We start from the raw sequence: 14,560 nt of genomic DNA, 5'->3' as shown, positions 1-14,560 counted from the left end.
ATTTTCATTTATTAATTTTTAAAAGGCTCGCATTAATCGCAACCACAATGGTACTTACACTCATCAAAACCGCACCCATAGCAGGACTTAAAACAAAATTGGGGTAAAGCACACCTGCTGCAAGCGGAATGGCAATCACATTGTAGCCAACTGCCCAAAGGAGATTTTGTACCATTTTTTTATAAGTCCGTTTACCGAAGTCAATCATTTTTACAACATCTCTTGGGTCGCTGTTAACCAGAATAATATCGGCAGTTTCAGCAGCTACATCCGTACCTGAACCTACTGCAATACCTACATCTGCCTGTGCCAATGCAGGTGCATCATTCACGCCATCACCTGTCATGGCCACTATTTCAGCTTTGGCTTGATACTCTTTTACTTTCTCTTGCTTTTCGTGAGGCAATACATTGGCGATATAGCCGTCCATTCCTAATTGTTCAGAAACTGCCTTTGCAATTTTTTCATTGTCGCCAGTAAGCAGAATGGATTTGATGTTCATCTTTCTTAACTCTTCAATAGCTTCTTGCGAACCTTCCCGAATACTGTCAGCCAAGGTGATGATGCCGATAACTTCACCGTCAATAAAAACATAATTGACGGTTTCAATATTTTGATTGATTTCTTTGGGAGTTTCCGGTTCGGTAAGATTATTCTGCTTGAAATAATTAGGTCCTGCTGCCACCACTTCCTTTCCGTGTACTACTGCTTTTACACCAACACCAGCCATATAGCTGAAGTTTTCCGACTTCCATAGTTCAAGGTTTCTTTCCTTCAGCGTTTTCAAAATACCTTTTGCAATGTGGTGTTCGGAATATTGCTGAACGGCTGCTGCATACTGTACCATTTCATCGGCAGTATATTTATCGGTTAATGGAATAACCTTTTCAACAGCATGAGAACCTTTGGTTAATGTTCCGGTTTTATCGAAAATAATGGTAGATAATTTTCGTGTTGCCTCAAATGCCGTTCGGTTGCGAATGAGTAAACCATTGGTTGCCGAAAGCGTGGTGGAAATAGCAACCACCAATGGAATAGCCACACCCAAAGCGTGTGGACAAGCCGTAACCATTACGGTAACCATTCTTTCCAAAGCAAACGCAATATCTCCGCTACTGCCAAACCAATAAATAAAAGTGATTACGCCTACTGCAATGGCAATATAAGTAAGCCATTTAGCTACTTTATCGGCAAGGTTTTGCGTATTGGATTTTGCTGCTTGTGCATCCTGAACTAAATTGATAACCTTATTGAGGTAACTGTCTTTGCCTACACCTGTTGCAGTAACTTTTAACGCTCCTTCTCCATTGATAGAACCTGCAATTACTTTTCCGTCTTTTTCCTTCTTCACCGGAACACTTTCGCCTGTGAGCATACTTTCGTTTACATAAGAAACTCCATCGACAATTGTTCCATCCGCAGGAATTTTTTCACCGGGTTTGATGATAATGGTTTCGCCATTTTTCAGTGCTTCAAGTTTTATTTTTATGGCTTCACCATTTCGTTCCACAGTAACATCGTTTGGCAAAAGTGCCACCAATGACTGTAAGGCTTTTGAAGCTGCCATAGTAGAACGCATTTCCATCCAATGCCCCAAAAGCATAATCACGATAAGGGTTGCCAACTCCCAAAAGAAATCCATACCTTTCAATCCCAGTGCCACGGCTACAGAATATACATAAGCGACAGTAATAGCGATGGCTACCAAGGTCATCATACCGATGGCTTTGGCTTTGATTTCGCCCACCATTCCTTTCAGGAAAGGCATTCCACCATAGATGTAAATAATAGTTCCTAATGTCAGCAGTACATATTTATCTCCCGGAAAAGCAATAGTAAAACCGAACCAATGCTGTATCATTTCCGATAAGAGCAAAATGGGAACGGTAATGATTAAACTCACCCAAAAACGTTTGAGGAAATCGTGGGTATGATGCCCTTCGTGTTTGTCGTAACCACTATCGGAATGATGATTATGGTTTTCACTTTGATGCGAATGTTCTTTGTGGTCGTGATGTTGGTGTTCGTGATGGCTGTGTGTTTCTTTTTTACTGCCACCCATAGGAACTAAATCCATTCCGCAAAGCGGACATTTTCCCGGTTCGTCCTTTATCACTTGTAAGTGCATCGGACAAGTATATTTTTTCATATTCTTTCTGCTTTGAAAAGCAATGAAGATGGATTTTACCACTTCATTGCTTTGTTGGTTATTTTATAGTTTCAACTGTACTACCACAAGTAAGCATTTGCGAACCGTAATAAGGGTTTTTAATAGCATTTTCTTTGCTCAACCAATTTGCTCCTTTGCCTTTGTTTGCCATTGGGCAATGCTGATAATAAACAGGCTTTTCCTGTTTTGAAACTTTTATCAGTTCGTACATATTTTTTGATAAGCTCATAAAATGGTCTCGCTGATGTGCTACATCTTTGGTTTCAGCAATGTGTTCTGCATCAAAGGCAAGGTCTTTCATTACTTTCATCCAAACCGTATGTTCCTCGTTTGAAAGTTTATTCATTTGAACAGCGTCAAGAGCGGTTAGCAAGTCTTTTGCTTTTGTGGAAGTTATGTTTCCGTCAGATTTTACCAGTGCATCTTTTAATGAAAAATAGTTGTCAAAAACAGATCTCAGTTGGTTTACTTCCTGCATTTCTGTAGATGTCGCATGACTTGAATGGTCGTGTGTTTCCGTTTTCGGTTCTGCTTTTACAACAGGTTTGTTTACCCGTTCGTACAGGCAACATTCAGGCAGTTTTGCATACACATCATCGGGTGCAAGAAATTTATCGCTGTCGTAACCTGCCAAGGCAATACGTTTCAGGATTTCGTCCTGATTGGTCTTTTTTGCATCGTAGGTAATGGTCGCCATTTTCGTGTCTTTGTTCCAATCTACGATGGCTGTTTTCTTTACATTTCCTGCTTTTTCTATGGTGGTTTCACACATTCCACAATTACCGTAAATTTTTACGGTTTCGGTTCTGGCGTTTTTAATTTGAGCGTTGCTCACTCCGAATGACAACATTACCAATGCTGTCATTACATATTTTAATGATTTCATTTTTTAAAATTTTAGATTACTAAATTACTTAAACTTTGAAAACCTTTAAATCGCTTTCAATAGGACACACCTATGGCTGTCAAGACAAGAAATCAGCTTATTTTAGGCGGTTGCCAAATAGAATGAAAGCCCGAAGAAATATAACTTTGCGTATAGCCAATAGTTAACTTTTCGAGTACGATGATATGATTTTTCATTCCTGCATCAAGAGTTAATGCAAAAGCAAGGGGAGCAGTTGGGCAATGACAAGAAGCGTTTTTGCATTTTCCACCGCAACCGTCATTGTTTTGGTTGTTGTCAGTATGATTTTTGCAACAGTCTTTTTTCTCAGTCTGTGAAGTTTTTTTGTCGCAACAAGATTTTTCAGTTTTAGTATGAGATTTTCCACAAGCATAGGTTAGCGTTGGTGTTAAAAAGAAACCAAGCACCACTATCAGCATTATGGAAATTTGTCTTGTCATATATTTTCTGTCTGCAAAGGTATAAATTTTTTCGTTCGGGTGTGTTGGCAAAAAATGGCTCTTTTGGTTTCGCGAAGGGTCGGTTTGTGTGTCGGGCAAAACCAAATGTGCCATTTGTGCGGTTGGTTAAAAATTGTTTTTAAAAAATGTACATAGGCAAAAAAATAAAAAACATAGGGTCGGTCGGCGTGTCGGGTTGCTCGTTGTCCGTTAGTAATAAGGTCTATATGTTGGTCGCTTTTCAAAATGGTTTGCCCTTGTGTTAATGCTCAAATTTTGGTCGTCCGTTTAATATTTGCACTGTCGTCTGTTACACTTGCCGGTAACGGTTTTGCGCTTGGCGTTCGTGCGGGTTTTCGGAGCACAAAACTGTCAACCCAGCACAAAAGTTGATTTGAAAAACTGCACTTGAATTTAACCATTTCACCCCGCATGACGCCAAACGCATGTTAGCGGGTCGGCCTTCTGTCTGTCCGTATGTTTTATTCTTCTCCAAAATAGTCGCTGTCAATTTTTTTAAGTTCATAAGTCTGCTGTGTCGTGCAACCAAGATTGTAGTCAATCATTAGTTGAGCCAAATGTTCACCGTCTATGAGCACAATTTTCGTTTCATTTCTCGGTGTGTATTCCAATGCTTCCTTAGTGAAATTTGATGTTGTTATAAAAATTCCCTTTTTGGCTCCTTGTCCGGCAAGTGCACCAACAAATTTTTGAAGTTCTGGTCGTCCAACAACATTTCCTGGTCTCCAACGCTTGGCTTGGATGTAAATGATGTCAAGTCCAAGTTTATCTTCTTTAATTGTCCCGTCTATTCCTTCGTCACCGCTTTTACCCATTGCTTTTCCAGCGTCTTTGATTGAACCACCGTAACCCATTTTAACTAAAAGTTCAACTACAAGTCGCTCAAAAAAAGCAGGAGAGAGGTCAACAACTTTGTTAAGCAGTTCAGACGCTAACGATTTTCTTATTCGTTGGTATGCTTTGTCTAAACTCTCTTCGGGTGTTTGCTCGTTGTTCTCGATTATTGTTGTTTCATCTTCTTCGCTTTCGTTATTGTTTCTCGAAGCGTTTTGAAACTCCAAAAATGCGGGAAACTGTCTTAAATACTTTGCATCAACTCGGTCTGGATTTTTCGCTAAAGTCTGTTTTCCAAGGTCAGTGATAACGAATGTCGCACGTTTTGGAGAGTCAAGAAGACCTGCTTTTTTTAGATAAGTCTTAGCCCAACCAACTCTGTTGTCAAAAATAGCTTGGTTGCCACTTGCCAAAAGTTCTTTTCTTTCTTCGTCTGTAACTTCAAATTCAATAGCCAAACTTTCAATCAAGTCTCTGTATTTGTGTTCTTGTCCGTCCGCAACAAGTTTGAGTAGTGGAAGCATTAAGGATTGATAGTCTGGAATCATATTTTCTCTTTAATTGTCAGTTCGTTTTATGTTTAGTTGTCGTCTTTTAGGCTGCCCGCTAACGGCCGAGTGTATGCGACGTGGCGGCGTTTAGCCGCCATGTTCGTCATACACATTGTTATCAGATGTTTTCTTTTATTTATGAAATATTACCCTTCCGCCCGATTTATTCCATGGATAGCTAGTTAAATATAAGCTGTCGTTATAATAACATTCAAAAGACTTGTATGTAAATAAATCACAATTATTACTATTTGTAATCTCAAACTTAAATCTGATTGTATCAATATCTCTTTCAACCCCATTAAAATCTACAAGATGTAAATAGTAAGATTTTTTTATCATTTTATTTATTGAGTCTATTTGTTCTGTTGCTAAGTAAAATTTCATTGCGCCATCTGTATCAATTGTTTGCTCAGTCAAAATTGTATCTCCAAATTCATTTCTCAAAGTTGACAGTTCATTTGAATATGGGCAATTAACGCATCTTCCAACTATGGATTCCTTTGTGTTTTTATCATAAACATAACAAAAAAATGGAGTATAAAATGGGTTATTATCACACGCTTCTTCACCTCCCGGGGTACAACAAGTTGTTAAAAGGATAGATAATATTAGTAATATATGAATAAGACTTCTCATTTCTTGTTATTTATTAATGATTAAAATCGAAGAAAGGCTAAAATTTGGGCCTGTCCAGTTCAAATAATAAATTCCATTATTTAATGCACTTACATCAATTGAGTTTTGATCTAAATCTGTAGTTTGAGTCAATCTAACATTTGATAAACCATCAATAATTGTGATTATGCTCCCATTAATTAAGTCTTCAATACCTTAAACTCGAACATTAATATTTCCATCAGATGGATTCGGATTAATAGTTATTTTCGGACCATCATCACAATTTTCTACCAATACATTTTTTTGTACAGACCTTGGTATTGAGCAACCATCATTATAAGTAGCAGTAATAGTAATCCAACCTAGTTCATCTGGCGTTACGCTTGTATAGTACCCATAATCAGGCGACAGAGTTCCATTCGATACTGTCCAGTCAACCTCAACAGGTGGTTCTGTTTCATAGTATCCTTCATAGTATAAAAACCCATGAATTCTACAAGGTTTTTCATTTTCCTTAATCACAAAATAGGGAGAATTTACTCCAACCAAAGATTTAAATTCTTTAGATATTTGCTCTGAGCAACCATTGCTGTGCGAAATTGTAGCATTGATTAGTATTGGTGGAGTATTTCCATTCAAGTTTTCAATAGTTACTGGATTCCCTTGCCCATTATTTGAAAACGATATATTTTTTGTACTTGACCAACTAACTGTACAGCCACTTGGTAAATTTAAAATGCTCAATACATCACCTGCCGATAAGCAATCCTTATCATTATTATTAATACTTAAGTTATTGCTCTTTAACAACTTTGCTATGTAAATACCTTGCTCTCTATTATTTCTTTTTATCTCAATATTCATTCCAAAAGCAGAAGTGATGTCAGTACACGCTATAGCAAATCTTCTTGCACCATTTTGAGTTGATCTGATACTTATTATTTCTGAACCATTTCCTCCATTTGAATTTCTATTAAAAAACTTAACTTCATCTACTGGATTGTTGCTTCCCATTGCGTCTTCAACCTCAAAGTAGTAATCTCCTATAAATTGTTTTTTTTCAACCCAAAGATTATCAACTTCATCTCTGCACCAGTTTTGCATTGAATGACATTGGGTTTCATCCACCTTAATTAAGGTTGCAATTTCTGGTGTATGATCTGGTTCATATTTATCAGGATTTAAGTTGTCTTCATCAATTTCTAATAACTCTTCATGTTTTGTTAGTAAATTATGCCAAATTACTCCTTTTTGCCCTTCTGACAAAATTGTTCTACAGCTTTTTGGTCTTGTGTTTGACATAATGTTACGAGCGTTTGGAACAAATTGATTTCCCCAAATATCATTTTGAATCCGATTGAATACACAATTCGAATTATCCCAGAATATTGATGGATCAGCAGGTGTATCACAAAGTCCATCACCAGTTGATGAACACATTTTTCCCCATTTAAAAATACCGCAGTGTAAAGGATTATAATTTCTAGTTCGACTAACTGGTTCGCGATAACATAATGGATCAGGATGATCATGATTTCTGAATGTATGTTCGAGGCCAAAGAAGTGACCCAATTCATGACTTAGAGTACTGGCTTCGCCTTTGCTCGAAAATATGTCTTTTTTAACGTATATAAAATCTCCTACTCCATTATATACACCATCAGCCCCAACAATATCATCAACAACATAAACATTAATTGCACTGTTATGGTGCAATCCTAAGTACATAAAGTATGCTTCTGTATAATTATTAATCACCAAGTGATCCTCATCCCTTAGCTCCAATGGATATCCAGAGTAAAATCTAAATGGCAAGCCATTATTTTGGTAAAATTCATTCACCCATTTTATAACATTTTTGACTTGGGTTGGGGTTGGAGGTGGTTCATTTGTCCCAAGTACCCAGAAAAATTGAATAGGCATAAAAATGAGTTCATTAATTTCGGGACACGTATTGCCACTGGTTCTTACACTAAATGGCAAATTGTCATTTACTCTTTTTAGACCAGCAGAAATAAAGGAATCAAGAACTTCATTGTTTCCATACCAAGGAAGAGTCTCCATTAAGGAGTCAGATGATGGAAAAGTTCCACATCCTACTTCAACTTGAGCTTGAAGATTTAAACTCACCATTGTAATCAAAATAACTACTAATTTATTAAATTTTTTCATTTAAATCGTTTTTTAATGAATCAAATTGTCATCTTATCTCTTTTGACATTGAGCTGTTTTTCATTTTTGGGTGTTGAAGTCCAGATAAGAACACCATTATTTTAATATTTTTTAATTACGTAACATTTTGATTTAGTTTGAATTGTACTCCATAAAGTGAATTCTTCGATCATCGAGTTAGGTTTTATAAATATCTGATAACTAAGTGTATGCGTCGTCCCGCCGGTTGGCGGGATGATCGTCATACACATTGTTATCAGATGTTTTAACCTAAGTTTTAATAAATTTTTTAACAATTTTAATTCCTTTACTGTTTTGTATTATTATTAAGTAAAGGCCGAAACTTAGGTACTCCAAATCTTTATAATATTCACTGTTATTAATAACAAATTTATCAAATTCTTTTCCCTCAATATTAATTATCCTGCAATCCAATAATTCAGAGTTTGGGTTAACAATTTTTAGTTGATTTGAAACGATTGTAGGAAATACTGTAACATTCAATTTCTCAAAGTCATTGATAGAAGATAAAGTATCACATAAATGAGCCCAAGGCTTCCCAAAATAAATCTGTATAGCAGTAATTGGAATTTTTCCATTTCCAATAACCTCGTGAAATGTCTCATATGGCAGCTCCCAATTGGAGAATAATTCGCTTTCTCTTAAATCTTTAACAAATTGATTTTGATTTCCTAAACAGGCAATTTCACGAATGGGCACAGGGTCATTAAAAAGCCACTTCTTGGCATAATCTGCATCGGGTGTAGCAAAAGTACCGTATAGACAACCATGATCTCTAAAATAATCTAGATTCCAAGTCATTTTAATAGGCCAATACTTAGTGTAAACGAAAATTAGTAGAGGTTTTGGAGCTATACAACCCTGACCATTATCATATGCTTTAACGATAATATTATGAAAAAAATTGGAATTTCCGTTCAATCCTTGTCCTCTTACTTCGATTGTCGAATCAAATGGTGAATTATCTATTGATTCATCCCAGTCTAAATTTAAATCATCAGAAGATTTTGTTTCATCGTCTACGATTGATGAGTCTGCCCTGAAAAATAAAGTATCTTTATTTCCTCGTGCATCTTCAAAGTAGAATTTCATTTCAAATTGAGCAATTTTTTGAGATATTCCTTGTATACAATACAAGAAAAAACTAAGCACAATTAAAACAATATTTTTCATATTAACTAATTTATAATAATAAATATTACTTTATTGCTTAATAAATGCCTCCGTAAAAATAGTACCATCCACTTGAAGGACTACGACATTAAGCCCAGTGTTTAAATCTTGGATTTGACTCGTTAAATTGTAAGTACCAGCATCCTGAGCTCCAAAAGATTTGACGTTGTAACTATAGTTGTTGTAAAATGGGTGGGTAATAAAAATTCTGGTATTATGAGAATCTTCAAGCTCATAATGTATAGTTATCTCATTAGATGCCGGATTAGGGCTTAAGCTTAAAAAATAGTCTTTTCTAACTGTGTCCGGTGTGGAAGTAATTTGACAATCCTTAACTGGCAAAGTGAATGGGTAGCTGAACGCTGTTTCGTCACATTCATTCTGTACAATTAATTTAATTAAGTATGGGTGGTTGGCTTGCATTCCATTTTGCCAAGATCCATTCAAGCTCAAGCCTCCTATGCAATATTTTTTTGCTGTACCAGTTATCCAATTTGTAGATTTGATTAATACTGGATTTGATGGATTTTGATAATCATAAATTTCAACTTTATATTTTTGATAATTCGTACTTGCGTTCAAATCGAAACAATAGGAACAGTGTTTGGATTGAACTGTTTCTTTTGGTATCCTGGTTATAAAAGCATTTGGAGGTGGACAATTACCTCCTACTTGAGTTATGAAATCACATTTTAAATTGGCTAAATTATCCAATGCCTTTAGAATCTGGCAATTTGTCCATGCTGCATTTGGATTATTATAGCCCATAATATTATTGTTGACCCATCCAGAATCGCAGCAAGGGAAGATGGTACAGGGAGGAGTAGGGTTACATTTCGCACTATTGGTCGGCTCCAAACCCCAACATTTTTGGTTTTTTTCGTTATCATTAGGATTTGTACTTATCTGGCCATTACAATTTCGATCAAAATCGAACACTAATTTAGGTGTATCCGCACAATCATCTTCTCCTTCAAAGCTATGTAATAAACTTAAATTATGTGCCAATTCATGATTTAGATTACCCTTGTCGAATCGATTAACAGATAAAATGCTTCCTTTCCAAAACGCCACGCCACTTACAGAGGTATGGTTAAAGGAGGACATAAATATATTAATCTCAGAATTAAGATTTACAGCATATTTAGTTCTTAATGAGCTCAAGTTATACCCATCAAATTTATCATCTTCATCACAATGAAAATAAACACCACTTAAGACCCATCTGATTGGATTACAATGAGGTGAGCTGGGGGCTGTGTTATATCCACTTGCATTCAATTGAGGCAGATTGTTCTCCAGATCCATATTTGCTAAATAAATCAGGTAATTTGCCCATCCTGTGGCATCCTCTTGCTTGACTTGAGTACCGTCTAGGGGCAATGAAACATTTCCAGAACAGTCATCATTCACAAAGAAGTGAAAATTAACTTTAACATAGACAGGGACACAATTCTGAAAAATACTATCTACATTAAAACAAGGTTCTGATGCAGCATTTGCTGACTGTGACGGTTGAATTGTGTCACAGTATTCCGTCTGGGCAGTAACTTTCTGACCGATAAAAGCAATTAAGATCAAGAGAAAGGTTAGATTGACAAGTTTGTTCATATTAATAGTTTTAATTTCAAATTTGCATAAATTTGTCTTTACTGCTTTGCAGAATATTCTAACAGTAGGCAATTGTTGTGAATAATTATCAAATTACTAGTACTTGCTGCCATTTATTTTGTGGTGTATCCACAAAAATACACTTTTTTATTTAAAATATCTGATAACGTTTCGGGTATTGCCGAAGGCGGGGCGTTTCAGCACTACTGTTGATTTGAAAAAATAAAGTTCGGTTAAGTACAAAAGTGTCATAGAAGCCCGTCACCCCCGCTTTTGGCAATACCTTGTTACCGGATGCCCTTCTGTCTGTCCGAAGATGTGTCGTGTCAAGACCGCACATACTTTGTCCGAGGCGATTTACATTAGATGCGGTGTATGTCAGAGTTTGCACGGTGCGTTGGGGTTTTTAATTTCTTTTTTTGTGGGTGGATAATTTTTTAATTCAATTTTTTTTGGGTGGAAGATTGCAAGTTCTTTTTATTTTTTTCTGCGGTGGCATTGTGCGATTGCAAAAAATAAAATGTGCTTGCAATGTGCGTTGGCCTTATTCTGTTTTTGCACCAAGTCGGTTTTTAAAGTAGTCCATGTATTCTGTTTGTTTGTTCGGGTCAAGCGGTAATACTCCTTTGCTTGAAACGAAAACATTATAACCTCTTATTCTCAATTCGTAAACAGCAAACAAGTCGCAAATGTCAGTGCAAACCCCTGTCAATTCAACTTCTGTCGGTTTGAACTCTCGCAAATACTTTTCAAGTCCTGTATTGAGAAAAATACTCAAAGTGTGTTTTGTCAAAACGATTGATTTGTCTGCAAGCAGCTTCAATTCGTCAATTATTTCCGCTTCAACAGTTCCTGTCATGCAGTGCGGTGGATAAGGATTTCCTATTTCAGGGTCAGTCAAAGAATGGCTGTCGCAAACAAAAATTACTTTGCCGCCTTGTTGATGTGTCTCTGAAATTTTTGAAGCAATGTAATTTTCAATGTCTGCCGTTGAATCAGGAAGTGAAAGCGGAAACCCTTTTCTGCAAAACCCTTTCAGCATGTCAATGATGATTAGAACTTTCATTTCTATTGTTTATTTAAAGTATGTTTTATTAACTGCTTTCATTGGAATGATAGCATCTCCATTAGTGTCCCAAGTAATGTCAAGGTTTGTATAAACTTCTGCCTTTTTCCAGTTCTCGTCAAATGACGATGTGGGGTTTCCATTTTTTAAATTGATTGTTTGCACCAATCTTTTCAATGTATGTGTCGTGAAGTTTTTAATTACATCATCTTGATTTTTGTCAATGGAATTGTAATCAGGAACGCATGTATACCACTCGTATGTTGAAAGAATGTTTTGAATTGGCTCTTGCCAATCAGTAATGCTAAGAGTTGAAGTTGCCAGAATTACTCCACTGATTTTCTCTTTACTTAATGCCTTTAAAATATTGTCAATACCATTACCGTAGTGAGCTATAAAAATCGCTTGTCTATCTGTCTGCGGAATACTTTTAAGTTGCTTTTCAATTTGAGAACTTATCTCATCTACGCCTGTTCCAAAGTCAACCTTAATTCCCTCGGTAAATTTTCCATTCCAGTTCTTTTTAAATTCCTCATCTGCACCTTTTCCGTAAGGGTCATTTACAACAATGTAGGTTGCTGAATTTATTTTTTTGTTAGTAGCAAAATTAGCTAAACACTTTCCTTCTTCTTGACTTCTTACATAAAAGCGATAAACTGAATTTGGTTTAAGTGAAATTTTGGGAGAAGATGTAACTGTGCAAATCAGTATTGGATGGTCTCCCGAATATTTACACTTGCTAACTATTTCATCAAAGTGTTGAGAGAGTTCCTCATTAACTTTGCTCATTGTGCATATAAAATATTTAGTTCCATTGTTTACTTCTCGTTCTACTATTTGCTTGGCTATTTCATAATTCATTGAATGGTCAACTGGAACAAACTCAAAATCTTCAGTGTATCTTGAATTGTAATCGTTCAAAAATTCAGCGTATCCATACATCTGCCTCATGCCATCCTGATAAGCTGGTTTTATTACATCGCCTAAAGGAAGCATAATTACAATCCTTGTTTTCGTTTTGATGTTTTCATCTGCTGATGAAAGTTTCTTCCCAAATAAATAAGCAGTAAAAAGTGAATTCAAAACTGCTATGACTAAAAAGGGAATGATGAAAGATTTTTTAAGCCAAAAGGAATTAATTCCCTCTTTAAGGTTTGCTCTTGTTGCACGAATGACAAGAAAGCCGAAGATTATAGAAAGAACCAATATTGAAATTCCAATACCAAATACAACATTCTTGTTTGAACCGAAAAGGGAAATGCCTTCTGAAATATAACTCACCACATGAATGAGATAATAAAGTCCACCAAGTATTCCTGCAATTTGCAGAATAACATTTAAGGTTTTATTGTTTGAGCCGCCTGTTGCTGTCATTTGGAATTATTTTTTGACCATTGTAAAAAGAATGAATCTAAGATTTCTACAATCTTGTTTAATAGAAAGCCCACCAAACCAATAACGAAAATTAGAGCATAAACTCTTGGGTAATTTAATTGCTCTGCTTCTTCACCAATGAGTTTACCAATTCCTGGATTGCTACCGTTGTTGCCAATATTCATGTATTCCAAAACTGTAACGATTACAATGCTGTATGAAAGTGCTATTCTGAATCCTGTAGAAACATCAGGAAGAATTTCAAAAATCGTTACTCGGAAAAATTTCTTTATTGGATTTGGGTTGCCACTAATAATTGAATACGATAAAACTCTTTCCGATTCTTGTTTCGTTAACCCTGCTCTAACATTTAAAATCATAATCAACATACATGGGTAAGAAGCTAAAACCCAAATCATATTTTGAGAAGTAACACCTAACAAAAGTCCTGATGCTGGAATAAGAAATGTTACAGGAATACTTCTAAAAAAATCTACTGTCGGTTGTGAGAGATTCCAAGCCCGATTGCTATAACCTAAAACAATTCCAAAGAGCAATCCTAAGAATACAGCAATGAGTAAAACAATTGAAACATTCAAAAGGGTGTTTCCAAGTATCGTCCAAACTTTGGTTTCTCCTAAAGTATTGATGACTTCCCAAAAAATTACAGCCGGCTTTGGAAACTTCAAAGCTTCGGGAGCAAATAAGTTTAGAACAATACAAAGCAGAAAGAGGAATACTGGTAAAACCAGAAACCCAAATCCAAAAACTATTTTAGGATTTTGTAAAACTCTTTTCATCTAAGGGGTGAATTAAATTGTTCCAATAAGTAACCTCTGTAATTGATAATATTTGCGTTTGTAATTTGTTCGTATCGTGGAAGCGTTCCTGAACCGTCAAAATCTTTAATGCACTTATCAGGAAAATGAAGTGAGAAAAACTCTTTGTCTTTTTCGTTGGAAATGTTTTTCAAAAAAACTGTTCTGTTTGCCAGTAATGATGCTTCATCCAAACTGTGTGTAACGAAAAGGACTGTCGGTTTTCTTGTTTGAAAATCTTGATATAGTATATCCCAAAGTTCCTCTGTGAGTTTAAAGTCAATTCCTGAAAATGGCTCATCAAGTAAAACTATTTCGGGCTTGTAGCTGAGTGCTACTGCGAGTGAAAGTCGTTTCTGTTCACCTCCAGAAAGTTTATTTGGAAATGACTTTCTGCACTTGTCAAGTTTTAGAGTTGAAAGCAATTCATCACAATATTTTTTGCTCACTTCGTTAAAAGTCCCTCTAAGTTTGTTTGGGTAATAGAGATTCTTCTCTACTGAAAGCCAAGGGAAAAGAGTTTTCTGTGAGGATTGAGAAACATACGCTAAACTTTGATGCGGTTTATTCAACAGAATAGTTTTACCTTTTATCAAAGCACTCCCCGTTGTTGGTTTTAAAAAAGAGGAAATTATTTTGATAAGAGTTGACTTTCCTGAACCACTTGCTCCCATCAATGCCACCACATCACTTTTCTCAATTTTCAGATTGATGTTTTGGAGAACTAAAGATTTAGGATAAGCATATTCAAACGATATGTCTTTTAATTCAATCTCCATTT

12 protein-coding genes are annotated in these 14,560 nt (G+C 35.9%); all 12 read right to left on the bottom strand.

Going from position 1 to position 14,560, the window contains the following annotated elements; translation table 11 throughout:
* Positions 1-4 precede the first annotated feature (4 nt).
* Complete coding sequence (locus IPM48_10070) at positions 5-2,149, bottom strand: heavy metal translocating P-type ATPase (GenBank protein ID MBK9271935.1); 2,145 nt, start codon at positions 2,147-2,149, stop codon at positions 5-7.
* 58 nt (positions 2,150-2,207) lie between these two features.
* Complete coding sequence (locus tag IPM48_10065) at positions 2,208-3,056, bottom strand: DUF3347 domain-containing protein (protein ID MBK9271934.1); 849 nt, start codon at positions 3,054-3,056, stop codon at positions 2,208-2,210.
* 92 nt (positions 3,057-3,148) lie between these two features.
* Positions 3,149-3,631: a hypothetical protein gene (locus IPM48_10060; protein ID MBK9271933.1), complete on the bottom strand. Its 483-nt coding sequence runs from the start codon at positions 3,629-3,631 to the stop codon at positions 3,149-3,151.
* A gap of 368 nt (positions 3,632-3,999) precedes the next feature.
* Positions 4,000-4,920: a restriction endonuclease gene (locus IPM48_10055; protein MBK9271932.1), complete on the bottom strand. Its 921-nt coding sequence runs from the start codon at positions 4,918-4,920 to the stop codon at positions 4,000-4,002.
* Between the two features lie 135 nt (positions 4,921-5,055).
* A complete protein-coding gene (locus IPM48_10050; protein MBK9271931.1) occupies positions 5,056-5,562 on the bottom strand; it encodes a hypothetical protein in 507 nt (168 codons plus the stop codon).
* Positions 5,563-5,757: 195 nt separating this feature from the next.
* Positions 5,758-7,716, bottom strand: a complete 1,959-nt coding sequence (locus tag IPM48_10045; GenBank protein MBK9271930.1) for a hypothetical protein — start codon at positions 7,714-7,716, stop codon at positions 5,758-5,760.
* Between the two features lie 270 nt (positions 7,717-7,986).
* Positions 7,987-8,910, bottom strand: coding sequence for a T9SS type A sorting domain-containing protein (locus tag IPM48_10040; GenBank protein ID MBK9271929.1), 924 nt, complete (start codon positions 8,908-8,910; stop codon positions 7,987-7,989).
* A 30-nt stretch (positions 8,911-8,940) separates the two neighbouring features.
* Positions 8,941-10,521 (bottom strand): hypothetical protein, encoded by a 1,581-nt coding sequence (locus tag IPM48_10035; protein MBK9271928.1) that lies wholly within the window; start codon positions 10,519-10,521, stop codon positions 8,941-8,943.
* Positions 10,522-11,065: 544 nt separating this feature from the next.
* On the bottom strand, positions 11,066-11,587 hold the full coding sequence (locus IPM48_10030; GenBank protein ID MBK9271927.1) for a cysteine hydrolase: 522 nt from the start codon (positions 11,585-11,587) through the stop codon (positions 11,066-11,068).
* Between the two features lie 9 nt (positions 11,588-11,596).
* Positions 11,597-12,961 (bottom strand): hypothetical protein, encoded by a 1,365-nt coding sequence (locus IPM48_10025; GenBank protein ID MBK9271926.1) that lies wholly within the window; start codon positions 12,959-12,961, stop codon positions 11,597-11,599.
* A complete protein-coding gene (locus tag IPM48_10020; protein MBK9271925.1) occupies positions 12,958-13,761 on the bottom strand; it encodes an ABC transporter permease subunit in 804 nt (267 codons plus the stop codon). The genes IPM48_10025 and IPM48_10020 overlap by 4 nt, the downstream gene beginning before the upstream one ends.
* Complete coding sequence (locus IPM48_10015) at positions 13,758-14,558, bottom strand: ABC transporter ATP-binding protein (protein ID MBK9271924.1); 801 nt, start codon at positions 14,556-14,558, stop codon at positions 13,758-13,760. The genes IPM48_10020 and IPM48_10015 overlap by 4 nt, the downstream gene beginning before the upstream one ends.
* Positions 14,559-14,560: the final 2 nt, after the last annotated feature.

The organism is Saprospiraceae bacterium (assembly GCA_016715965.1).
Lineage (GTDB): Bacteria > Bacteroidota > Bacteroidia > Chitinophagales > Saprospiraceae > Vicinibacter.
This window is presented reverse-complemented; position numbering and strand designations above follow the sequence as displayed.

Excerpts from the sequence above, each read along its gene's own strand:
- IPM48_10070 (MBK9271935.1), bottom strand. The coding sequence starts at position 2,149 with ATGAAAAAATATACTTGTCCGATGCACTTACAAGTGATAAAGGACGAA.
- IPM48_10065 (MBK9271934.1), bottom strand. The coding sequence starts at position 3,056 with ATGAAATCATTAAAATATGTAATGACAGCATTGGTAATGTTGTCATTC.
- IPM48_10060 (MBK9271933.1), bottom strand. The coding sequence starts at position 3,631 with ATGGCACATTTGGTTTTGCCCGACACACAAACCGACCCTTCGCGAAAC.
- IPM48_10055 (MBK9271932.1), bottom strand. The coding sequence starts at position 4,920 with ATGATTCCAGACTATCAATCCTTAATGCTTCCACTACTCAAACTTGTT.
- IPM48_10050 (MBK9271931.1), bottom strand. The coding sequence starts at position 5,562 with ATGAGAAGTCTTATTCATATATTACTAATATTATCTATCCTTTTAACA.
- IPM48_10045 (MBK9271930.1), bottom strand. The coding sequence starts at position 7,716 with ATGAAAAAATTTAATAAATTAGTAGTTATTTTGATTACAATGGTGAGT.
- IPM48_10040 (MBK9271929.1), bottom strand. The coding sequence starts at position 8,910 with ATGAAAAATATTGTTTTAATTGTGCTTAGTTTTTTCTTGTATTGTATA.
- IPM48_10035 (MBK9271928.1), bottom strand. The coding sequence starts at position 10,521 with ATGAACAAACTTGTCAATCTAACCTTTCTCTTGATCTTAATTGCTTTT.
- IPM48_10030 (MBK9271927.1), bottom strand. The coding sequence starts at position 11,587 with ATGAAAGTTCTAATCATCATTGACATGCTGAAAGGGTTTTGCAGAAAA.
- IPM48_10025 (MBK9271926.1), bottom strand. The coding sequence starts at position 12,961 with ATGACAGCAACAGGCGGCTCAAACAATAAAACCTTAAATGTTATTCTG.
- IPM48_10020 (MBK9271925.1), bottom strand. The coding sequence starts at position 13,761 with ATGAAAAGAGTTTTACAAAATCCTAAAATAGTTTTTGGATTTGGGTTT.
- IPM48_10015 (MBK9271924.1), bottom strand. The coding sequence starts at position 14,558 with ATGGAGATTGAATTAAAAGACATATCGTTTGAATATGCTTATCCTAAA.